This is a genomic window from Spirosoma migulaei (assembly GCF_054776855.1).
Genome location: NZ_BAAHBG010000014.1, coordinates 93,604 through 117,237 on the forward strand (window position 1 = coordinate 93,604; position 23,634 = coordinate 117,237).

Sequence of the window (23,634 nt, forward strand, 5' to 3'; positions counted from 1 at the left end):
TATGAAGTCAGATTTCCAACCGCCCCCCTTAGCCGACCGACTCCTGGAATGGTTCATAGCGCCCCACCTGCTGGAAGAAACCCTGGGCGACCTCCATGAGGAGTTCGACTATCAGGTCGAGCGCATTGGTGAGCAACGGGCCCGCTGGCGCTACTGGCGAGATGTACTAGGATTTATAAAACCATTTGCGACAAAGCATAAACACGATTCTTTCACCTTTTCACTTCATCCCGATATGCTGGCCAGTTATTTGAAAATCGCAGTACGGAGCCTTTGGAAAAATAAGGTGTATTCAGGTATCAATGTGGCTGGCCTATCCATTGGCCTTGCCTGTTGCCTGGCTATTGGGATGTATATTCAGGACGAACTTACCTACGACCGATTCCATCACCAGTACGAGACTATTTATCGTGTTGTTGAAAAACAGAAACAGGCAGAAGGGCTTTTCAATGTAGCCGTCACGCCGGGCCCACTGGCAGCTACATTGACAAAAGACTTCCCGGAGGTTCTGGCAACGACCCGTGTTGGGCGCTGGAGTGGCATATTGGCGCAGGGTAATCAGATTGCCGAGGCTGCCAATATGATGATTGTGGACCCGTCATTTTTCAGCCTGTTTACGTTTCCGCTGGTGCGGGGTAATGTCAATAAAGTCTTTCAAAGTCCGAATGAAGTAATCATCAGTGAATCGATGGCCGAGCGTTTCTTCGGCAAAAACTGGTCGAAGGCACCTATAGTGGGCAAACCGTTTTCACTCAATAAAGACCAGATACTGACCCTGGTTGGCGTAGTTAAAAACCCGCCCGCCTACTCCCAACTTCAGTTCGATGTATTGCTACCCTTCAACTACCTGATCCGCAACGACGAGTGGAGCATGAAGTGGAATAGCAACAGCTACCATACGTATATCCGTTTACGTCCAGAAACGAATCCGGTTGCTTTTGACGAGAAAATCCGACTCCAGCTAAAACGATATGCCGATAAAAACGACGCAGTTCTGAGTCTGCAACCGCTCCGGGACGTCTATTTAAACTCCAAATTTGACTTTCAATCCGACTGGGGGAAACGCAGTGATATCCTGTATGTTCGGATTTTTCTGACGGTTGGTCTTATTGTGCTGCTAATTGCGGTTGTCAACTTCATCAACCTGGCTACAGCGCGGGCCTCGCAACGGGCGCGTGAGGTAGGCGTTCGCAAAACAGTTGGCGCACAACGATCAAGCCTGATCGTTCAGTTTCTGGGCGAATCGTTACTCATGACGAGTATTGCCATTGCCGGATCACTCCTGTTGATGCAGGCTTTTCTTCCCGTATTCAATACCTTAACGGACAAAAATCTCCAGTTACCCTATCAGGAACCCTACTTCTGGGCAGTCCTGACGGCCATAACCTTGATCGTGAGTCTGCTTACGGGTTTGTATCCCGCTTTTTTTCTATCATCCTTTCGGCCTGCACGTGTACTAAAAGGTGTTTTTACGATAAAGTCGGGGCAAACATTTCGGAAGTCATTAGTGGTTGGGCAGTTTGTACTGTCTGTTGTTCTGGCAATTACAATGTTGGTCATTTATCGGCAACTGAGCTTTATTCAGCATAAGAACCTGGGATTCGATAAGTCGCAGTTGGTCTATGTCCGACTAAAAGGCGATTTGAGGGGCAAAGCGTTACAGTTCAAGCAGGAGCTCCAGCAACTGCCGGGTGTTGCGCAGGTTTCGGCAACAACCAGTAATCTGATCGACGTTGTCAATTCGACCACCATTGAGTGGGAAGGGCAAAAAGCGAAGGATGAATTCCTGATCACGCAGATGAACGTTGATGCCGATTTCATGAAAACCACTGGCATGTCGCTGGCCTCTGGCCGTAATTTCTCGGCACAGATCCGATCGGATACATCGTCGAGCCAGGGGCGGTACCTGATCAATGAAACAGCGGCCAAACGAATGGGCTGGACACCTACAACGGCGCTGGGGAAGACGGTTAAATTCTGGGGCCTTTCCGGCACCGTGATTGGCGTACTCAAGGATTTTCATTTTCGCCCTTTACGAGTAGCTATCGAACCGTTCATTTTCCGGTTCCGTCCGAAAGACTTCTACTTCGATCTGCTTATAAAAACCAAACCGAACGCCGTACAACGCACCCTTGCTGATATAGCCGACGTGTACAAAACCTACGAGCCCAATTATCCCATTAGTTACGGGTTCATTGACCAGGACCTGGATACGCAATACCAGACCGAACAGCGAACCGGTCAAATTATCCTGTATTTCTCCATATTGGCGATGCTGGTTTCCTGCCTGGGCCTGTTTGGGCTCACGACGTTCACGACCGAACAACGGGTTAAAGAAATTGGGGTGCGGAAGGTATTGGGCGCTTCAGTCAGTAGTATCGTTACACTGCTTTCCAAAGACTTCGTAAAACTGGTGCTGATTGCCATTCTGATTGCGTCGCCACTGGCCTGGTGGGCTGCCAATATCTGGTTGCGCGATTTCGCTTATAAAGTGGCTGTTGAATGGTGGGTATTCGCCCTGGCTGGCATACTGGCTATAGGCCTGGCTTTGCTAACGGTTGGCTTTCAGAGTATGAAGGCCGCGTTAATGAATCCGGTTACCTCCCTTCGGTCGGAATGAGTAAAGTTCAATGGATAACGTAGAATGAATAATGTAGAATGTTACCTGTACCCATACGACCGACAAATACCCCCTGAACTTCATTATCCATTATCCATTTTACATTATCCATTATGACCCCGCCCCGTTTAGCTGACCGCCTGCTCCGCTTCTTCTGCGCTCCCCACCGGCTGGAGGAAGTGCAGGGGGACTTGCATGAGGAGTTCATCTGGCAAGTTGGACGGATCGGGGAACGCCGGGCCCGCTGGCGTTACTGGTGGGATGTACTGGGGTTTATCAAGCCATTTGCAATTAATAGAAAGTCAACGATCGGACGCTTCGGGGCGTATCCCAACCCAACAACAACTGCTATGCTGAGCAACTATCTCACTATCGCCTGGCGAAATGTACTTCGCTACAAACTAAACAGTACGCTTACCATAACCGGACTGGCCTTAGGGCTGGCTTGCAGCCTGTTGATGATTCTTCATGTACGGGAAGAGCTGAGCTATGACAAAGGGTTTTCAAAAGCAGACCGGATTTTCAGAATCACCTCGGAAAATATTGGCGAGAAAAACCGGCAATGGGCCGCTACATCGCCCATTTTGGGAGTAGAAATGCAAAAGGCAATCCCTGGGATTCAGAGCGTTGCCCGATTCCATCGGCCTTATCCCGATCGGGTGTTCAGCTATGTACCATCTGGTGGAGCGCCGAAGCAGTTCGAGGAGAAAAGCGGGTATTATGCTGATTCGACCGTGGTGGAAGTATTCGACCTTTCGTTTGTGACAGGTGACCCACGAACAGCTCTCAAACAGATCGACGCCATTGTACTCAGCGAAGCGATGGCAACCAAATACTTCGGCAATGAAAACCCCTTGGGCAAACAAATTCAGGATGATCTGGACAAACGCTTACTAACCGTAACGGGCGTCATAAAACCCTATTCGTTCCCAACGCATTTGCAGTTCGATTACCTGATTTCTATGTCCACCTATTATAACTCTACCGACAAAAGTGGGCTGGTACGAAGAGATTGGGCGGGCTTTTATAATTACGTCGTACTGAATAACAGTGCCTCACGTGCGGATGTAGAAGCACGAATGCCAGACTTCATGGTAAAATTCTATGAGGTTACAGGCGAAACCAGAAAAGAAATTCTGACAACCCGAAGAACGCCTATCCAACCCATTACAGACATCCACCTGCACTCGAAGCTGGAGAAGGAAATGGGGCCGAATAGCGACATCACCTACGTTTACGTTTTTTCCATAGCGGCCCTGTTTATTCTGCTGTTAGCCTCGGTGAATTTCATCAATATGGCCACGGCTCAGGCATTTAATCGAATGAAAGAAGTGGGTGTTCGAAAGGCATTAGGCGCCCGCAAAGGTCAACTAATCAAGCAGTTTCTGGGCGAATCATTCATCCTGACGCTGGTAGCCGCTTTAGTCGCCTTTCTTTTATTCCGGCTGGCCATTCCTTTTTATAATGAACTGGCCGCGAAATCGCTTCGCTTTGGTCAATTGTTCACGGCATCGAACGCGCTGCTACTGGTACTACTGATTGGCCTAATCAGCCTGATTGCCGGTTTTTACCCAGCCTTATTCATTTCTAATTTCGATCCCGTTAACGCCCTGAAAGGAAAGAAAAGTCAGTTTTCCTCCGTCACACTGGTTCGAAAAGGCCTGATTGTGTTCCAGTTCAGTGTTTCGGTATTCATGATCTTCAGCACGATTGTCGTGTACCGGCAAATGAAGTTTTTCCAGACGAAAGATCTGGGCTTCGATCAGGATCAGGTAGTAGCCGTGAAATTGTACGGGCGTGACATGTGGGACAAAGCCAACACGATCCAGCAGGAGTTTCAGAAAAATTCAGCCATCACAAACGTAGCGCGAATCTCAACCTTACCGGGTGATCGATTCGGCACAGATATGCTTACTCCACTAGGAAAATCCGAAGATGCGAGTCAACTACGCTTCATGTGGGCTGATGAAAACACACTCCCCGTGTTACAGATTGGGCTGAAAGCGGGTAGAAATTTCGTCAGGAATGCAAATACCGCTCACTTTCCTATTATTCTGAATGAAGCGGCCGCCAAAGCGCTCAAACTGGATTCGCCCATCGGTCAAAAAGCTGTATCCTTAGGAGATACAGGGGAGATTGTAGGCATTGTCAACGATTTCCATTTTGCCTCTCTGCACACCACAGTAGATCCACTGGTTATTGTTCAGCATCCTGGGCAAGCCAATTACTTTTTGCTAAAAATCAAGGGACACAAACTGGACGAAACCTTACAGTTCGCTCAAGCTACCCTAGCTCGTTTGTCGCCCGGTAGCCTGTTCATCTACACATTCCTGGATGAAAAAATGGCTCGTCTCTATGATTCAGAAAAACGGGTAGGCAATGTGCTGAACGTGTTTGCCATCTTCGCTATATTCATTTCCTGTCTGGGTTTATTTGGTTTATCGGCCTATGCTGCCCAGGTACGTACGAAAGAAGTCGGCATTCGAAAAGTGCTGGGGGCCACGGTGGCCGGAATCATCGTATTACTGTCCAGCGATTTCCTTCGTCTGGTACTCATTGCCACTATTCTTGCCTTTCCACTGGCCTGGTGGGCTACGAGTCGATGGTTGCAGGACTTTGCGTATTCGATTCCCATTGAGTGGTGGATGTTCGCGCTAACCGGCCTATTGACGATCGCTGTCGCAGTTCTAACCATCAGCTTCCAAAGCATCAGAGCCGCGTTGATGAATCCAGTACGCTCCCTTCGGTCGGAATAAGTGCGTAATGAATAATGAACAATGTATAACGAATAATTCCCAGAACGATCATGATTACCCCCCTTAATTATCCATTATTCATTACCCATTATGACCCCACCCCGCTTAGCTGACCAACTTCTTCGCTTCTTCTGCGCCCCTCACCGGCTGGAAGAAGTGCAGGGGGACTTGCATGAGGAGTTTGCCTGGCAAGTTGAGCGTATTGGCGAACGGCGTGCCCGCTGGCGCTACTGGTGGGATGTACTGGGATTTATCAAGCCATTTGCCGTAAAGCGTCAACCCAAAGCCCAGCAGTCAACAATGTACTCAATGAACCCGACTATGCTCCGAAATTATATCAAAATCGCCTGGCGGAACTTGTTGAAAGATCGACAATTCACCGCCCTTAATCTGATTGGTTTGTCTACCGGCCTGGCATGTACATTGCTGATTTATCTATGGGTAACGGATGAATTAACGATTGATAAATACAATGAAAAAGACGCCCAGCTTTTTCAGGTGATGGCGAATCACGTCAATGAAGATGGGATTAAAACAATCAACCATACACCGGGTCTTCTGGCCAATGCACTGGCCGCAGAAATGCCCGAAATTGACCATGCAGTCACTGTTGTCCCGGCCTCCTGGTTTTCCAGTAAAGGGGTGATTTCGGTTGGCGAAAATCGCCTGAAAGCGGGTGGCCAGTTTGTGGGAAAGGATTATTTCAATGTCTTCACCTGTCCTTTTTTGCAGGGTACTCAAACCAGCCTGTTCGCAGATAGGCAAACCATCGCACTTTCGGAAAACCTGGCGACGAAACTCTTCGGAACCACTACTAACGTAATTGGGAAAGCCATAAAATGGGATCAGGGTGAGTTTAGTGGCTTGTATCGGATCGGTGGTATTTTCGCGAACAACCCACCTAATGCGACCGAGCAGTTTGATCTCCTGTTCAGCTTTGATGTATTTACCACAAGGCGGCCTGGTATGGAATTCTGGGGCAATAGTGATCCCAGTACATTTCTGGTGTTGAAGGCAGGTACCGATCTTGATCGATTTAACAGCAAAATCAAGGATTTCTTAGCATCAAAAGATAAGAAGCAGACGGCCCAATTAATCGCGATTAAGTATTCAGATAAATACCTGCACGGCCAGTTCGAGAATGGCAAACAGGTTGGTGGCCGAATTGCCTACGTACGCCTATTCTCCATCATCGCCCTTTTTATTCTGCTCATTGCCTGCATCAATTTCATGAATTTGAGCACAGCCAAGGCATCCGGACGCATGAAGGAAGTGGGGATCAAAAAAGTAGTGGGTGCGTTACGTAGCTCGCTTATTGTTCAGTACCTGGGCGAGTCGATATTGATGGCTTTTTTGTCCTTGATTATGGCTCTTATCCTCGCTGCTCTGCTACTCCCCCAGTTCAACTCGATTACTGGAAAACACATTAGTCTGGGCGTTGATAGCAGACTGATCCTATCCATTTTAGCTATAACCCTGCTAACCGGTTTATTTTCCGGAAGTTATCCGGCCTTGTATTTATCCGGTTTCAATCCAACGGCAGTTTTGAAAGGGAAGCTTAAAACATCCATTGGTGAACTGTTGGTACGGAAAGGATTAGTGGTTTTTCAGTTCACGATCTCGATTCTGTTTATTGTCTCGGTGTTGGTTATCTATCGTCAAATCGACTACATACAGACCAAAAATCTGGGGTATAGCCGGGACAATATTATCCATTTCGAAATTCCGCTGGAAATGGATTCTGTTAAGTTAAAAGCCGCTGAGGCATTTCTTGGTGAAATCAAAACCATTCCCGGTGTCATCAACGCGTCGAGTTATTACCACAACCTAACGGGCGATCACGGTGCTATTTCCGGCTTTCAATGGCCGGGTAAACCGCAGGGCCAGGATATTGAATTCTCCAATCTTGAAGTGGGCTACCATTTCATCGAGACCTTAGGCATAGGACTAAAAGAAGGACGAAGTTTTTCTAATAACCCGAATGCTCAGAATGAGATTATTTTCAACGAAGCCGCCATCAAAAGCATGGGTTTGAAAAGTCCCATCGGCAAAACCGTCAAGTTCTGGGATCGCCAGAGGACGATTGTGGGTGTTGTAAAGAATTTCAACTTTGAATCGCTCTATTCAACGGTAAAACCCTGCTTTTTCCAGGCCTATCCGGTACTGCCTAATGTTATGGTGAAAATTCAGGGAGGAACCGAAAAACAAACCATAGCTCGAATTCAGAAAGCGTTTGAGGCTCATAACAGAGGGCTTGTTTTTGATTATCAATTCCTGGACGAGAACTACAAAGCCCTCTATGCTGCCGAACACCGGATTGGCTTCTTATCGCGGTATTTTGCCGGACTCACCATCCTGATCTCCTGCCTGGGCCTATTCGGACTGGCGGCTTTTACGGCCCAAAAACGACAAAAAGAAATCGGCATTCGGAAAGTGTTGGGCGCTACGGTTGGGAATGTAGCCGTCATGCTATCCATAGATTTTATGAAACTGTTGAGCATTGCGCTGTTAATCGCATTTCCTCTAATAGGCTGGGCACTCAATCGGTGGCTCCACAACTTTGCGTACCACGTGGATCTGAGCATAGGCGTCTTTATCATTGCTGGACTGTCCATTATGTTACTCACTTTAGCAATGGTTGGTTATCAGGCTATTAAAGCAGCCCTAATGGATCCGGTGAAGAGTTTACGATCTGAATAACTGCGTGGAGCAAGGTGCAGGGAGCGCGAATTTCTCAAGCACCCTGCTCCGCGCTCCCTGCCCCCTGCTATGAAACAACCACCCCGCTTAGCTGACCAACTTCTCCGCTTCTTCTGCGCTCCCCACCGGCGGGAAGAAGTGCAGGGGGATTTACACGAAGAGTTTGCCTGGCAGGTCGAACGCGTTGGCGAACGGCGCGCCCGCTGGCGCTATTGGTGGGATGTGATTGGTTTTATCAAACCATTTGCGATGAAGAAAAAACCGACGATCAATGACTATTCAGGAACCTATTTAATGAATCCGGCTATGTTAAGCAACTATCTCAAAATTGCCTTCCGAAACCTTCAGCGGAGTACGTTTTACAGCCTTATTAACATCGGCGGGCTAGCCCTCGGCATTGCGGTCAGCCTGCTGATTTTGCTGTTTGTGGTTCACGAAAGAACGTACGATCGTTTCCATGCCAACGCCGACCAGATTTTCAGGGTTTATACCCGAATGAAGTTTGGCGAACAGGAAATTCAATCCGATCGGCTATCGGCCCAATTTGGCCCAGCCATTCAGGAAGCCAATCCTGGGGTACTCGATTGGGTGCGTATCGGTACGCCACAAGGAAGAGTTGTGATCAAATCCAGCCCCGAGCGCAAGTTCTTTGAAGATAAATTTATCATGGCCGACCCGTCGTTCCTGACGATCTTCTCGTTTCCACTCGTAGAAGGATCGGCTAAAACAGCCCTGCTTCGGCCCATGACGGTGCTCCTGACGGAGCGAATGGCCGAGCGCTATTTCGGTCGCGATGACCCCATTGGCCAAACGATTACGTTTAATAACAAACTCAGGTTCGAGGTAACGGGTATCCTGAAAAACCCACCGTCGAACTCAACCCTACAGTTCGATTTTGTAGCTTCGCTCAAGAGTCACCCGGCAGTAGAACGTCTTCGGGAAGGAGTTATCAACGACGATGACGTGTCTCTCAATAGTCCATATGTGCAGGGGGGCAGTTTCAAAACGTTTTTCCTGCTTCGTTCATCAGCCGATACGGCTCGCATTCTTCGCACACTACCGGCGTTGGTAAAAGCATCGGGGGCAGACCCGAAAGGCACAACTTACCTCATCGACCCGCTGACAAGCGTTCACCTGGGTATGAATTTCGGCGATACGGCGAATTCACGCTATATCTCTATTTTTCTGGCTATTGCCGCCCTGACACTGCTGCTGGCATTGATAAATTACATGAGCCTGACAACCGCCCGCGCTACGCAACGTGCCCGCGAGGTAGGTGTTCGGAAGGTGATGGGGGCGGGCCGGTATGAACTGGCCGGACAATTCTACGGTGAGTCCATACTCGTTACAGTATTAGCCTTTGGACTAGCTCTAGGTCTAGTGCAGATTATGCGGCCTTCTTTCTACCAATTACTGCAACTCGACATGGATGCGTCTTTCGTCTACAGCCCCACATTCGGCCTGGCAGCTCTGGCATTGCTGGTGGGCTGCGTTCTTATTTCGGGCAGCTATCCGGCCTTGTTATTATCGTCGTTTAGCCCGGTCCGTGTATTAAAAGGTACCCTATCCCCTGGTAGCGGAGGCATACAGGTCCGGCGGGTTTTCACTGTGGTGCAGTTCACAGTGTCGATTGCCCTGATTGGCTGTAGTCTGCTGATTTATCAACAAGTGCAGCACCTGCAAAACCGGAAATTAGGTCTGTATAAAGACCGGGTTCTAGTGGTACCCATGGATGCATCACTGGCGAAACAATATGGCGTCTTTAAACATGACCTACGACAGGTGCCGGGTGTAGAGCGGGTAGCCGCTGCATCATCGGTACTCTATAAGGAAGGTGGAAATATTTTCTTTACGCAGTCGCCAACCACCAAAAAAGACGTGAGCATTCATGTGCTGTCGGTGGATGACCAATTTGCCGAAACGCTGCAAATTCCCTGGAAAAGCAAACCAGCCTTAACGCAACTGGCGGCTCCCAATACCGTAGTTCTGAATGAAATAGCCGTCCGAAAAATGGGTTTCGACGGCCATCCCCTGGGCCAGAAACTATCGTTTGGTACTAGCCAGAGTGAAGTCGTCGGCATTATGCGCAATTTCTACTTCACCAATATCAACGATTCTAACGAACCGCTGGCGCTGTTTGTCGCTAAAGACACGGCCAGCGCAATGGCAGCAATAGGAGGCAGTTTATACATCCGAGTCCAACCGGGTGCCGATCTGCCCCAAACAGTCGACCGCATCGAGAAAACGTATCAGAAGCTGAACGCAGAAAAGCCATTCGAGTACTATTTTCTAGATCAGACCTTTAACAACATCTACAAATCGGAAGCTCGGCTGGCTAGCCTGTTTGGCGTCTTTACGGTTTTTGCCTTGTTCATTGCCTGCCTGGGTCTTTTTGGTTTGGCCGCCTTTACCGCTGAGCAGCGCACCAAAGAAATTGGCGTTCGGAAAGTGCTGGGCGCATCGGTCACTAGTATTGTCCGGTTGCTGTCTACCGATTTTCTAAAGCTGGTAGTACTAGCCATTGTCATTGCTGTGCCCATTACGTGGTACGCGATGAGTCAGTGGTTACAGGATTTTCCCTATCGTACTGAGATTCAGTGGTGGCTGTTCGCTATTCCTGGTCTGCTGGGTCTGGGTATCGCCTTGCTGACCGTGAGTTTCCAGAGTATTAAAGCCGCATTGATGAATCCGGTTACCTCCCTACGGTCAGAATAGGGTGGAGCCGGGAGCGCGGAGCGCGGAAACGCCTAGCCCTGCTCCGCGCTCCCGGCTCCACCCTATTCATCCAACTGTCGGAACAGGATAAACGTAGCGAGTTCGGCAATGAGAAGGTTATAATGCGTTGATGCGATTCCACCAAGTAGGTACGTCAGAAAGACTTCATCGGCCAGGATAAAGGCAGCCCATAAGCCAATTGTGATACCGAACGCAGCCTGTACCGTAACGCTCTGTTTTGGATTCTGCCGAAGCGTTACGCGAAACGCTTTCCAGAAAAGAATCGCCCCAAGTGCCTCCCAGAGAATGACACCCGCAAACATAAAACCAGCTAGCCAGACCGGAGGCTCGTACATAGCTACTACTTTCTGAATCAGCCCGTAATTACCCGAAACGAAATGCCAGCCAGACGGAAGTAGCAATAAGGCATTTAGGGCATCGGCGCTGTTACTAACAAGTACAATTGAAAAGTAAAGCGCCCAGAACAGCAACAACCCAACCCTGATTCGTTTGTCCACGGTTTTCATGGTATATCCATCAACTAATCCTGGTTGAATATACCACTTATTGAATAACGGTATATGTAGAGACAAGGAATGCCTTGTCTCTATTATGTCCATACAATTATACGGCTGCAGTTGGCAAAAAGATCGACCTATCTCGTAAGAAAGCCGCAATCCAGATCAGCACAAGGGGCATGACCGCATTAAACGGAGTACCGTGCGATAGTTCAGTAGCAATAGCGCCCGCAAAGTAGCAGGACAACAAAATGAAACCCAGCTTCATAGTTTTGGGGTAGAGAAAAAGAGCCGCAAAGCCAATTTCCATCAGACCTAATGGAATGGCACTTGACCCTACGCCTACTTTAGTAAGCGTGTCAACTATCTCTTTCGATTGGGTTAACTTCATAATACCACTAAGAATGGCCATTCCAGCGGCCAGAACGGTCATAATACTGGTTAGAATGCGTGTTATTTTGGGATTCATAGGTAGAGTGTTTTTACAATAGCCTTGATTGGCTACGTATTGATGTCACAAACCTACCTAAACCCGCTATCCATTTGTAAGCAGTATCCCAAAGGATAGCGCTATCCTTTGGGATACCGTATGGTCAATTACGTTCTGACTAGTACCTTTAATCTATGAGCACAGCCATTGAAGAAGCCATTCCGGTTACAGGTTTACAGCCAGCCCATTCAAATGCGGCCTGTACGCAAAGTTTGCAGGCCGTACAGGATGCCCTTTACGTGTTAAATGGAAAATGGAAACTACCAATCATCATTGCGCTGCGTGATGGCCCGAAACGATTCCGGGAATTACAGCGCTTGGTAACCGGCATTACAGCCAAAGTGCTGAGCAAAGAACTGAAGGAACTCGAGATGAATGAGTTTGCGATACGGCATGTATACCCCACTATGCCCGTTACGGTTGAGTATGAATTAACCGAATATAGCCATACGCTGGATACCGTTATTGAGGCCTTACGAACATGGGGAGTTCAGCATCGGGAGCGGATTCTCGGCAAAAAATAGATGCACACCTGCTTGAGATATTGTCCAGGTATATAACAAGTTCATCCTGTAATCCTGTCTAAAAATGTTTAATTCCTGTCCAGATGCGTACAGAATCTGTCCGTTTTTGGACAAGCCAAACCTAAGCCAAATTGAAAAAAGTGCCATTCCTGAACGGAGTGGCACTTTTTTTAGTTTGGCCGAGCATTTGTTATACATATACACAACTAATAGATTCTGATGAAGGGAACGTACTTAGGCGAATTTGAAGAGGTCGTGTTGCTGGCGGTGGCTATTCGGTCGGGAGACGCCTACGGAGCTGCCGTTGTCACGGAGATTGAACAGCAAATGAATCGCTCAGTAAATCTGGGTGCGGTTCATTCGGCGCTAAACCGGCTCGCCGAAAAAGGGCTGGTCACTTCAGAACTCGGGGGAATGACTGCTGAACGTGGCGGACGACGAAAGCGACTTTATTCGGTTACTGCCGCCGGGCGACGGGCGTTGCAGGAGATTCGGCACGTGCGCAATCAAATGTGGGATTCGATTCCAAACACTGTCTGGTCCTGATAAGAATGAATAATGGATAATGTCCAATGCACTAAAATGATCATGACCGCACAATTCCATTTTACATTATTCATCATGCAGTATCCATTATGAAGATAACTCCCTTACTACGCTGGCTCTTCCACCCCGATCTGGTGGAAGAGCTGGAAAGCGATCTGGATGAATTGTTCCAGCAACGAGTCAAATTAATGGGCTTACGAAAAGCCCGCTGGCGATACCTGGAGGATGCTTTGAGTTTAGTACGACCTTCTCTACTAAAATGGAAACCAGTTGTTTACCAATACAATAATTACCCTCAACCAACAAATGCGACCATGATACGAAACTATGTCAAAATCGCCTGGCGAAATCTTGTTCGTAATAAAAGTTATTCGGCGATCAATATTGTTGGTTTGTCGGTAGGAATGACTGTAGCCATGCTGATTGGCTTATGGGTTTATGATGAGCTTTCGTTCAATTCCTACCATCAAAACCATGACCGAATTGCGCAGGTATTGGAGAATGAGACACTGGAGAACGGGGTTCAAACCTTCAGTTCCCTGCCCATGCCATTGAGCCAGGAACTCCGAACGAAATACCCTAACGACTTTAAGTACGTAGTGGCCTCAACGGCAGGTTTCGAGCAGATCATTGCCTACCAGAATAAGAAATTCACGAAGACGGGGAACTATGCCGAAGCGGAATTTCCGGACTTAATGACGCTAAAAATGATCAAAGGAACGCGCTCGGGCTTAAAAGATCCCAACTCGGTTCTGCTTTCAGAATCGGTAGCCAAGGCACTTTTTGGCGATGCTGATCCGCTTCAGAAAGCCGTTAAAATTGGCAATAAATATACGGTGCAGGTAACGGGGGTCTATGAAGATCTACCCCACAACTCGGCCTTTACCGATGTTACGTTCGTTGCGCCGATAGATCTGCTCTTTGAGAATAAAGAGGACAGGCACAATTGGCGGAGTAGCTCATTCGATATTTTTACGCAACTCAACCCGAACAGTCGTTTCGACGATGTTTCGGTAAAAATTAAAGACCTGTTTCGCAAGAACGCTGAGGACGAGAATAGGACCAGGTCGGCTCTCTTTCTACATCCTATGAATCAATGGCATCTGTATTCAACCTTTGAAAACGGGGTGAATGCCGGTGGGCGCATTCAATTTGTCTGGCTGTTTAGTATTATCGGTGTGTTTGTTCTGTTGCTGGCCTGCATCAATTTCATGAATCTAAGTACGGCCCGCTCTCAGAAACGGGCCAAAGAAGTCGGTATTCGGAAAGCGATTGGCTCGCAGAGAGGCCAGTTGATCGGTCAGTTTTTTAGTGAATCGTTCCTGGTCGTGGCCTTATCATTTGGATTGTCGTTAGCTTTTGTGTGGTTCATTCTGCCCTATTTCAACGAGGTGGCCGACAAGCAACTGGTGATGCGCTGGACAGATGCGCGGTTCTGGATCTTCAGTATTGGGTTTAGTTTGTTCACCGGCATCGTAGCGGGCAGTTACCCGGCACTGTATCTCTCTTCGTTTCAACCGATCAAAGTCTTAAAGGGACACGGTCCGTCGCTACGGTTTAATATTGGCCGGTTTGCGTCCATTCCCCGCAAAGTACTGGTCGTTATGCAGTTCACGGTTTCGGTTACGCTGATCATCGGGACGATCATTGTTTTTCGCCAGATTCAATTCGCTAAAAACCGACCGATTGGCTACAGCCGGGAGGGGTTGATTAACATCACGATGAATACGCCCGAAATCCAGGGCAACTACGATGCCGTTCGGAATGAGTTGTTAGCAACGGGCGTTGTGGCCGACATGGGCGAATCGTCGAGTCCGATCACGGGCATTTGGTCATCGGCCAACAATCTGGATTGGCGCGGCAAAGACCCAAACCGGGCTGCCTCGTTCGGCACCATCCTGGTCACGCCCGATTTCGGAAAAGTAGTAGGTTGGAAAATCAAAGAAGGCCGCGAATTCTCCAGGCAGTTCACCAGCGATTCCTCGACTTTCCTGCTGAACGAAGCTGCCGTTAAACTAACCGGATTAAAGAATCCGGTTGGCGAAATCATCAAGTGGCACGGTAAAAACTGGAAAGTGCTTGGGGTCGTAAAAGACATGGTTATGACCTCTCCTTTCGAGCCGGTAACCCCAACTGTTTTTATGATCGATTCCAAAGAACGGGGCTTCAATATTATCCATATCAAGCTGAATCCTACGGTGAGCGTCCGGGAAGCATTGCCAAAGCTGGAAGCCGTTTTCAAAAAAATCAATCCCGCAGCCCCGTTCGAGTATCGGTTTGCTGATCAGGAATACACGAAAAAATTCGCGGCCGAAGAACGCATTGGCACGTTGGCAAGCATTTTCGCCATCCTGGCCATCTTCATTTCCTGTCTGGGACTGTTCGGCTTGTCGTCCTACATGGCCGAACAGCGGATTAAAGAAATTGGCGTGCGTAAAGTACTGGGGGCCACCGTACCAAACATTGTCTCGTTGCTATCAAGGGATTTCTTACTGCTGGTGTTCATTGCTTTCCTTGTTGCGTCGCCCGTAGCCTGGTACACCATGGACAAGTTCCTGCAAGCCTACAAATACCGTATTGCCATCGAATGGTGGGTCTTCGCGCTAACGGGGGCTTTGGCCATAGGCATCGCCTTACTGACGGTGAGTTTCCAAAGCATTAAAGCCGCGTTGATGAATCCAGTTACCTCCCTACGGTCGGAATAAATGGCTAATGAAAAATGGATAATGTACAATGGATAATACCCCTAACGTAACCAAGACTATCCAAATTCATTCTTCATTATCTATTGTACATTATTCATTATGACCCCACCCCGCCTAGCCACCCGCCTGCTGCATCTGTTCTGCGCTCCCCACCGGGTGGATGAGCTGGAAGGGGATTTGGATGAGTTGTTCCAGCAACGAGTCCAGGTCATTGGCCTGCGAAAAGCCCGCTGGCGCTATATAAAGGATGTATTGAGTTTACTGCGGCCATCGCTGATGAAACGTGAAGGTATTACCTACCCGAGACCAACAACTACAACTATGCTACGAAACTATCTGAAAGTTGCTTTCCGGAACCTTACCAAGCATAAGGGATATTCAGCAATCAACATTGCCGGTTTGGCAACCGGCATGGCTGTGGCTATACTTATTGGTCTGTGGGTTGCCAATGAGTTTGCTTACAACCAGAATTACGCCAATTATGATCGTATCGCGAAAGTGATGCAGAATCAGACTTTCGACGATAAGATTGATACCTGGTCAAGTCAGGCGATGCAGTTAGCCCCGGAATTACGAACCAGTTACGGGTCGCATTTTAAATACGTTGTCACAGCCGATTTTCCTGGCGACCACCTATTATCGGTTGGCAATCAGAAAATTACGAAAGTCGGAAATTTCGTAGAGCCCGACATCACCGAGATGCTGACGCTCACCATGCTGAAAGGTACACGGGCTGGCCTTCGCGACCCCTACTCTATTCTGCTTTCCGAATCGGTGGCAAAGTCGCTGTTTGGCGAGGCTGACCCGTTGAACAAACTCATCAACATCGACAAGAAATGGGACGTAAAAGTAACGGGCGTTTATGCCGATTTACCGCCCAACTCCTCGTTTCAGAATTTGACATTTATTGCTCCCTGGGACCTAAAAAAGAAAGACTTACCCGAATGGCTCAGTTGGGGAAATAGCTGGTTCCAGACGTTTGTGCAGCTCGCTGATAATGCCACCATGGAAACGGTGTCGGTAGCTATTAAAGATGCCAAACTTAATAAAGTCCGACACGAAAGCGACGCTCGATTTAAACCTGAACTGTTTCTGCTTCCGATGGCCAACTGGCACTTGCATTCGGAGTTTAAAAATGGGGTAAATACAGGTGGGCAAATTCAGTATGTTAGGTTATTCAGCATTATCGGCCTGTTTGTGTTGCTCCTGGCCTGTATCAATTTCATGAATCTGAGCACCGCCCGAAGCGAGAAACGAGCCAAAGAAGTAGGGGTTCGGAAAGCGATTGGGTCGGTTCGGAGGCAGATTATGCTGCAGTTTTTCAGTGAGTCGCTTCTCCTTGTAAGCATCGCATTTATCTTCGCCATCCTGTTGGTTGTCCTTACGCTGCCTGCCTTCAACGCTATAGCCGACCGGCAAATTGGCATTCCCTGGAACAATCCGCTGTTCTGGATTTCGGTGCTTGGCTTCAACCTATTCACCAGTTTAGTAGCCGGTAGCTATCCTGCCGTTTATCTGTCATCGTTTCAGCCAATAAAAGTTTTAAAAGGAACCTTCCGGGTTGGGCGATTGGCAGCGCTTCCACGCAAAGTACTGGTGGTCGTTCAGTTCACTGTTTCGATCACACTGATAATCGGTACGTTGATTGTTTTTCAGCAGATTGAATTCGCCAAGAATCGACCTGTGGGGTATAGTCGTAGTAGTTTAGTATCGGTGCCCATAAAAGCCAATACCCTCATTACTCATTTTGCGGCCTTCCGGGATGAGCTGTTAAATACGGGGGTCATTGAGGAAGTGGCTGCCACGGATTCGCCTATAACCGACACTTACGTAACCAACGGCGGTTTAAGCTGGAAAGGGAAAGCCCCTAACATGGCCGATGAATTTGTGACGTTACGAATCACCCATGAATTCGGAAAAATGATTGGCTGGCAGCTCAAAGAAGGCCGGGATTTCTCCAAAGAATTTGCGACCGATTCCACCGGATTTATTCTGAATGAAGCAGCGGTTGCCTATATGAGGTTAAAGAAGCCGATCGGTGAAATCATCCAATGGAGTGGCGAGCCTTTTAAAGTCATTGGCGTGGTTAAAAACCTGGTGACTCAATCGCCTTATGAGCCAGTTAAACAGACCATTTTCTTTATCAATTACAAACGACTTTCGCTGATAACGTTTAAAATAAATCCGACAAAAAGTGCACCCGAAGCCCTGGCTAAAGTGGAAGCGATCTACAAAAAATACGATCCGGATAATACGTTCGATTTCAAATTCGCCGATCAGGAGTACGCGAAGAAATTCGGTGAAGAAGAACGAGTTGGCAAACTGGCCAGCGTCTTCGCCGTACTCGCCATTTTCATTTCCTGCTTAGGCTTATTTGGGCTGGCGTCATTCGTGATGGAGCAACGAACCAAAGAAATTGGCATCCGAAAAGTAATGGGTGCTTCCGTATCCAATTTGTGGCAGTTGCTTTCCCAGGACTTTGTGGTCTTGGTTATTATTTCGCTGTTCATTGCCGTTCCGGTAACCTGGTATTTCATGCAGGATTGGGTTCAGCGATACACGTATCATACCGAAATCTCGTGGTGGATTTTTGCCGTCTCAGGCGCAGGTGCCTTGCTGATCACTTTATTGACAGTCAGTTTCCAAAGCATCAAAGCCGCGTTGATGAACCCAGTTACCTCCCTACGGTCGGAGTAAATGGCCAATGAAAAATGGATAATGTACAATGGATAATGCCCCTAACGTGACCAAGACTGCCCAAATTCATTTTTCATTATCCATTGTACATTATTCATTATGAACCCGCCCCGCCTAGCCACCCGCCTGCTGCATCTGCTCTGCGCTCCCCACCGGGTGGATGAGCTGGAAGGGGATTTGGACGAGTTGTTCCAGCAACGCATCGAACAGGTTGGCCTGCTAAAAGCCCGCTGGCGTTATGTGAAGGATGTATTGAGTTTACTGCGGCCTTCTTTATTGAAACGTGAACGTACAAATGCATATCCCAACCCAGCTATTACAACCATGCTACGCAATTATCTGACAGTCGCATTCAGGAATCTGGTTAAGAACCGGGTCTATTCCTTCATCAACATTTTTGGTTTGGCATCGGGCATGGCCGTAGCGATGCTGATCGGGCTCTGGATTTATGACGAACTCTCGTTCGACAGACAGTTTAAAAACGCTGACCGACTGGCTAAACTCTGGCAATTTGTGAAGTTTGAAGAAGAGAAAGCGTCCTATGATGTGCTACCGATTCCGCTAGCGCAGGAATTGAGGAGCAAGTATCCTGATTTCGAGTCGGTTGGCATATCTGTCACACGGAATGTGATTCTGGCTGCTGGCGACAAGAAACTTATGAAATTAGGCAATTATGTCGAGCCTGATTTTATCAATATGCTGTCGCTGCCTATCCTGTCAGGCACGCGGTTTGGGATCAATGATGTCAATTCGATTCTCCTGTCTGAATCACTCGCCAAGGCGCTGTTCGGAACCGAGAATCCGCTCAATAAGCTGATCAAACTGGATAATAAACAGACGGTGAACGTAGCGGGCGTTTACGAAGATTTCCCGGCCAATAATACATTCAATGACGTGACGTTTCTGGTACCCTGGAAATTTTTTGCGGCTAACGACGAAAGCGCCAAACGCGACCAGGATCAATGGGATTCCAATTCGTACCAGATTTTTGCCCAACTCAAACCGGGTGCCGACTTCGATCAGGTATCAGCTAAAATCAGGGATATCCGAATGAAGCGGGATAATCCTCCGGGCTACAAACCTGAGTTTTTTCTCCATCCACTGAGCAAATGGCATTTGTATTCGGATTTTAAAGACGGCGTTAATACGGGTGGCCTGATTACGTTTGTCTGGCTGTTTGGCATCATCGGCACGATTGTGCTGCTATTGGCCTGCATCAATTTTATGAATTTGAGTACGGCACGTTCAGAAAAACGGGCTAAAGAGGTCGGCATTCGAAAAGCAATTGGTTCCGTTCGGAGTCAGTTGATTACGCAGTTTTTTAGTGAATCGCTCCTGCTGGCATTGCTGGCTTTTGTCCTGTCGATTCTGTTTGTGCAGCTTGCCTTGCCTTTTTTCAATCAGGTGGCCGAAAAAAAGATGGTAATTCTGTGGGCGAATCCGCTGTTCTGGTTCGCTGGACTGGGTTTCAGTTTGCTGACCGGGTTGATTGCAGGAAGTTATCCAGCGCTGTATTTATCCTCGTTCCAGCCCATCAAAGTCCTCAAGGGTATTATGCGAACCAATCGTTCAGCTACAATTCCACGTCGGGTGCTGGTCGGTTTTCAGTTTACCGTTTCCGTTACGCTCATTATCGGCACCATCATCGTATTCCGGCAGATCGAACACGCCAAAGACCGGCCGGTGGGTTATAGCCGTACCGGGTTGATTGAAATTGGGATGAATGCGCCTGAGCTGTCCGGTCATTACACGGCCTTACGGAATGACCTGATCAATACAGGAGCCGTGGCCGGTATGGCGGAATCGTCAGGTTCAATAACAAGCCAGAGTGGTGGTACAACCAATATTTCCTGGAAGGGCAAAAAGGACGACAGTAAACCCCTGGTCATGTCGAATTACATAACGCACGATTATGGCAAAACGGTTGGCTGGCAGGTAAAGGAAGGCCGGGATTTCTCCAGGGATTTTACGACGGACAGCTCTTCGATGATTTTAAATGAAGCAGCGGTAAAACTAATGGGCCTCAAGCGTCCAATTGGTGAAATTATTGGGCAAAGCGGTCGCGAATACAAGGTCGTTGGTGTCATTAAAGACATGGTAAAAGAAGATCCGTTTAAGCCAGTCAGTCCGTCTTTTTTTGCGGTCAACTACCGGAATGTCAATACCATTACCCTACGACTTGCGCCCCAATTATCGGCTCATGTAGCGTTGTCGAAAGTAGAGCAGGTATTCAAAAGTTACAGCCCTGATTCACCCTTCGATTACAAATTTGTGGATGATCAGTTCTCCAAAAAATTCGGAACTGAAGAACGAATCGGTAGACTGGCGGGTGGATTTTCGGGCTTAGCCGTTCTGATTAGTTGCCTGGGGCTGTTTGGATTAGCCTCGTTCATGGCCGAACAACGGACCAAAGAGATCGGGATTCGGAAAGTGCTGGGCGCATCAGTATTTAACGTCTGGCGGCTGCTCTCCAAAGAGTTTGTGATTCTGGTCCTGATTGCTTTCTGTCTGGCTGTTCCCATTGCCTATTATGTACTGTCCGACTGGCTCCAGAACTATCAATACCGTACCGAACTATCCTGGTGGATTTTTGCCGCGTCGGGCGCAGGTGCTGTTGTTGTTACTTTACTCACAATCAGCTTTCAAAGCATCAAAGCCGCGCTGACGAACCCGGTGAAATCGTTACGGAGTGAGTAGTACCGACCGTCGACACTACAGCTTATGACCCCTCCCCACTTCGCCAAATACCTGCTGCACCTGTTCTGTGCGCCCCACCGGGTGGATGAGCTGGAAGGGGATTTGGATGAACTGTTCCAGGAACGCATCGACCAGATTGGCCTGCGAAAAGCCCGCTGGCGCTATGTGAAGGATGTGATTAGTCTGATGCGCCCTTCTTTAATGAAACGAGAATCCAGGATTCAATACCCAAATCCAGCGTTAACAACCATGCTACGCAACTATCTAAAAATTGCTTTTCGGAATCTGGCCAAGAATCGGGTCAATTCATTCATTAACATTGGTGGCCTTGCTATTGGGATGGCCGTAGCCATACTGATTGGCTTATGGGTTTATGATGAACTGTCGTTCAATCAATATCACCAAAATTACGGGCGAATTGCGCGGGTGATGCAACATCAAACGATTCGCGGTGAAACGAGTACCCGAGAGAATAACCCTATTCCACTAGGAACGATGTTGCGTACCAATTTCAAAGACGATTTCACTTATGTAGTGATGTCCACGCAAACACAAAACTACATTGTTGCTTCTGAAAGTAAAGTTTTTACCCAAAAAGGGCGCTATATGCAGGTAGAAGCACCTGAATTGCTTTCGCTACGTATGAACTACGGAAGTAAAAATGGATTGCAAGAGCTAAACTCGATTCTGCTGTCACAAACGTTGGCTAATGTGCTTTTTGGCAAAGCTGATCCTATGGGTAAACTGGTGAAATTAGATAATAAACTGCTGGTGAAAGTAACAGGCGTCTACCAGGATTTTCCCAATAACTCTGAGTTCAAAGCCGTGACCTTTATAGCTCCCTGGGATTTGATGCTCTCGATGGATGATTATCTCAGAGACCACAAAGACGATTGGAACAATAATTTCCTGCACATCTATACGCAACTAGCTCCGCATGCAACATTTGAGGGTGTTTCTGCAAAAATAAAAGACCTGAAACTCGCTCATGTTGACAAAGAATATGCTGAACGTAAACCGGCACTGTTTCTCCAACCCATGCACAATTGGCATTTGTATTCAACCTATAAAAATGGCGTTATAGCCACCAGTGAGGAGTTACGGTATGTTTGGATTTATAGCATCATAGGCGTATTCGTGCTGGTATTAGCCTGCATCAATTTTATGAATTTGAACACCGCCCGTAGCGAAAAACGGGCGAAAGAGGTTGGGATTCGGAAAGCAGTTGGCTCGATGCGTAGTCAATTAATCAACCAGTTTTTTGCGGAATCATTACTCACAGTGGCCTTTGCCTTTGCTGCGGCCTTGTTACTGGTTCAACTAGCCCTACCCTGGTTCAACCATGTGGCCGATAAACAGATAGCTATCCTATGGAGCAATCCGTTTTTTTGGGAAATTTCACTTGTTTTTGTTGTTATAACCGGTCTATTTTCAGGCAGTTATCCAGCGCTTTATTTATCCTCTTTTAAGCCAATCAGCATATTAAAAGGAACTATCCTACCCGGTCGTCTGGCTTCAATGCCGAGAAAAGTGCTGGTGGTCGTCCAATTTTCTGTATCAACCATTCTCATTATTGGGGCAATCATTGTGTATCGGCAAATTCAATATGCCAGAGACCGTCCCGTTGGCTATTCCCGCGAAAATTTGATCGTATTCCGGAAAAGCACGCCCGATTTTGAGGGCAAATCAGACCTATTAAAAACAGAGTTCCTAAAAACCGGGGTAGTAACCGAAATGGCCGAATCGTCAAGCCGGGTAACCGACATTAGTGCTATGAATGGCGGCTTTGACTGGGAAGGAAGAGATCCAGGTTTCGAAACCAATTTTGGTACGTTGGGCGTCAGCCATGACTACGGAAAAACCATTGGGTGGCAGTTTGTAGTGGGTCGGGATTTCTCGAAAGAATTTGCGACTGATTCGGCCGGCTTTATCCTGAACGAAGCTGCCGTAAAGGAAATGGGGTTAAAAAATCCAATTGGGGAAACCATCAACTGGGATACAGAATTTAATGCCGGTAGTAATTTTAAGGTGATTGGCGTCGTCAAAGATATGGTGATGCAATCGCCCTTTGAGCCCATAAAACCAACCATTTTCTTCCTACAAGGCTATAAAGGATACATTTTTGCCAAAATAAAGCCGACTGTAAGCACGCATGAAGCTCTAGCAACACTGGAAACGACTTTCAAGAAAATAATTCCCAACGCTCCATTTGATTACAAATTTGTGGATGACGAGTATTCCAAAAAATTTGCGACCGAAGAGCGGATTGGCAAACTGGCTTCCTTTTTTGCCGTACTCGCCATTTTCATTTCCTGTTTGGGTCTATTTGGCCTGGCCTCGTTCGTAGCCGAGCAACGTACCAAAGAAATTGGGGTTCGTAAAGTGTTGGGCGCATCCGTATTCAGCTTGTGGGGTTTACTCTCCAAAGACTTTGTGTTATTGGTTATTATTTCTCTGGGCATTGCCACCCCCATTGCCTACTATTTCCTGAGCAACTGGCTCCGGAATTATGAGTACCGAACGGAGCTATCGTGGTGGATTTTTGCAGCCTCCGGCGTGGGCGCGTTGATTATCACCCTACTGACGGTCAGTTTTCAAAGTGTGAAGGCGGCTTTAATGAATCCGGTGAAAAGTTTACGAAGTGAATAAAGAACAGGCAAATTCCT

Annotated in this window: 12 protein-coding genes; 10 read left to right on the plus strand and 2 right to left on the minus strand. The window is 47.7% G+C overall.

The window, feature by feature from the left end:
* The first annotated feature begins 1 nt into the window (after position 1).
* From ACYVGO_RS18325 to ACYVGO_RS18340, 4 genes are all read left to right on the plus strand, one after another.
* Entirely contained in the window at positions 2-2,620 is a 2,619-nt protein-coding gene (locus ACYVGO_RS18325) for an ABC transporter permease (RefSeq protein ID WP_460970486.1), read from the plus strand.
* 113 nt (positions 2,621-2,733) lie between these two features.
* Entirely contained in the window at positions 2,734-5,376 is a 2,643-nt protein-coding gene (locus ACYVGO_RS18330) for a permease prefix domain 2-containing transporter (protein ID WP_460970487.1), read from the plus strand.
* 90 nt (positions 5,377-5,466) lie between these two features.
* The gene (locus ACYVGO_RS18335; protein WP_460970488.1) at positions 5,467-8,076 is read left to right on the plus strand and encodes a permease prefix domain 2-containing transporter; all 2,610 of its coding nucleotides are present in this window, start codon (positions 5,467-5,469) and stop codon (positions 8,074-8,076) included.
* A 69-nt stretch (positions 8,077-8,145) separates the two neighbouring features.
* A complete protein-coding gene (locus tag ACYVGO_RS18340; protein ID WP_460970489.1) occupies positions 8,146-10,791 on the plus strand; it encodes an ABC transporter permease in 2,646 nt (881 codons plus the stop codon).
* Between the two features lie 62 nt (positions 10,792-10,853).
* On the opposite strand, the gene ACYVGO_RS18345 is transcribed toward ACYVGO_RS18340, so the two are convergent.
* Together ACYVGO_RS18345 and ACYVGO_RS18350 are read right to left on the minus strand one after the other, a co-directional pair.
* Positions 10,854-11,318 (minus strand): hypothetical protein, encoded by a 465-nt coding sequence (locus ACYVGO_RS18345; RefSeq protein ID WP_460970490.1) that lies wholly within the window; start codon positions 11,316-11,318, stop codon positions 10,854-10,856.
* Positions 11,319-11,415: 97 nt separating this feature from the next.
* Positions 11,416-11,778 (minus strand): DoxX family protein, encoded by a 363-nt coding sequence (locus ACYVGO_RS18350; protein ID WP_460970491.1) that lies wholly within the window; start codon positions 11,776-11,778, stop codon positions 11,416-11,418.
* Between the two features lie 155 nt (positions 11,779-11,933).
* On the opposite strand from ACYVGO_RS18350, the gene ACYVGO_RS18355 reads away from it, so the two are divergent.
* The 6 genes from ACYVGO_RS18355 to ACYVGO_RS18380 all read left to right on the plus strand — a co-directional run bounded on the left by ACYVGO_RS18355 (position 11,934) and on the right by ACYVGO_RS18380 (position 23,617).
* Complete coding sequence (locus tag ACYVGO_RS18355) at positions 11,934-12,323, plus strand: winged helix-turn-helix transcriptional regulator (RefSeq protein WP_142772090.1); 390 nt, start codon at positions 11,934-11,936, stop codon at positions 12,321-12,323.
* A gap of 219 nt (positions 12,324-12,542) precedes the next feature.
* Positions 12,543-12,869 carry a PadR family transcriptional regulator gene (locus tag ACYVGO_RS18360; RefSeq protein ID WP_142772089.1) on the plus strand — a complete coding sequence of 109 codons (327 nt, stop codon included), beginning with the start codon at positions 12,543-12,545 and terminating at the stop codon, positions 12,867-12,869.
* 89 nt (positions 12,870-12,958) lie between these two features.
* On the plus strand, positions 12,959-15,574 hold the full coding sequence (locus tag ACYVGO_RS18365; protein WP_460970492.1) for an ABC transporter permease: 2,616 nt from the start codon (positions 12,959-12,961) through the stop codon (positions 15,572-15,574).
* Positions 15,575-15,673: 99 nt separating this feature from the next.
* Positions 15,674-18,271, plus strand: coding sequence for an ABC transporter permease (locus ACYVGO_RS18370; protein ID WP_460970493.1), 2,598 nt, complete (start codon positions 15,674-15,676; stop codon positions 18,269-18,271).
* A 99-nt stretch (positions 18,272-18,370) separates the two neighbouring features.
* Entirely contained in the window at positions 18,371-20,968 is a 2,598-nt protein-coding gene (locus ACYVGO_RS18375) for an ABC transporter permease (protein ID WP_460970494.1), read from the plus strand.
* Between the two features lie 24 nt (positions 20,969-20,992).
* The gene (locus ACYVGO_RS18380) at positions 20,993-23,617 is read left to right on the plus strand and encodes an ABC transporter permease (RefSeq protein WP_460970495.1); all 2,625 of its coding nucleotides are present in this window, start codon (positions 20,993-20,995) and stop codon (positions 23,615-23,617) included.
* The last annotated feature ends 17 nt before the right edge of the window (positions 23,618-23,634 follow it).

Bases quoted from the DNA above. Each gene is read 5' to 3' on its own strand.
- ACYVGO_RS18360 (WP_142772089.1), top strand. From the start codon at position 12,543: ATGAAGGGAACGTACTTAGGCGAATTTGAAGAGGTCGTGTTGCTGGCG.
- ACYVGO_RS18375 (WP_460970494.1), top strand. From the start codon at position 18,371: ATGAACCCGCCCCGCCTAGCCACCCGCCTGCTGCATCTGCTCTGCGCT.
- ACYVGO_RS18325 (WP_460970486.1), top strand. From the start codon at position 2: ATGAAGTCAGATTTCCAACCGCCCCCCTTAGCCGACCGACTCCTGGAA.
- ACYVGO_RS18330 (WP_460970487.1), top strand. From the start codon at position 2,734: ATGACCCCGCCCCGTTTAGCTGACCGCCTGCTCCGCTTCTTCTGCGCT.
- ACYVGO_RS18370 (WP_460970493.1), top strand. From the start codon at position 15,674: ATGACCCCACCCCGCCTAGCCACCCGCCTGCTGCATCTGTTCTGCGCT.
- ACYVGO_RS18345 (WP_460970490.1), bottom strand. From the start codon at position 11,318: ATGAAAACCGTGGACAAACGAATCAGGGTTGGGTTGTTGCTGTTCTGG.
- ACYVGO_RS18355 (WP_142772090.1), top strand. From the start codon at position 11,934: ATGAGCACAGCCATTGAAGAAGCCATTCCGGTTACAGGTTTACAGCCA.
- ACYVGO_RS18340 (WP_460970489.1), top strand. From the start codon at position 8,146: ATGAAACAACCACCCCGCTTAGCTGACCAACTTCTCCGCTTCTTCTGC.
- ACYVGO_RS18365 (WP_460970492.1), top strand. From the start codon at position 12,959: ATGAAGATAACTCCCTTACTACGCTGGCTCTTCCACCCCGATCTGGTG.
- ACYVGO_RS18335 (WP_460970488.1), top strand. From the start codon at position 5,467: ATGACCCCACCCCGCTTAGCTGACCAACTTCTTCGCTTCTTCTGCGCC.
- ACYVGO_RS18350 (WP_460970491.1), bottom strand. From the start codon at position 11,778: ATGAATCCCAAAATAACACGCATTCTAACCAGTATTATGACCGTTCTG.
- ACYVGO_RS18380 (WP_460970495.1), top strand. From the start codon at position 20,993: ATGACCCCTCCCCACTTCGCCAAATACCTGCTGCACCTGTTCTGTGCG.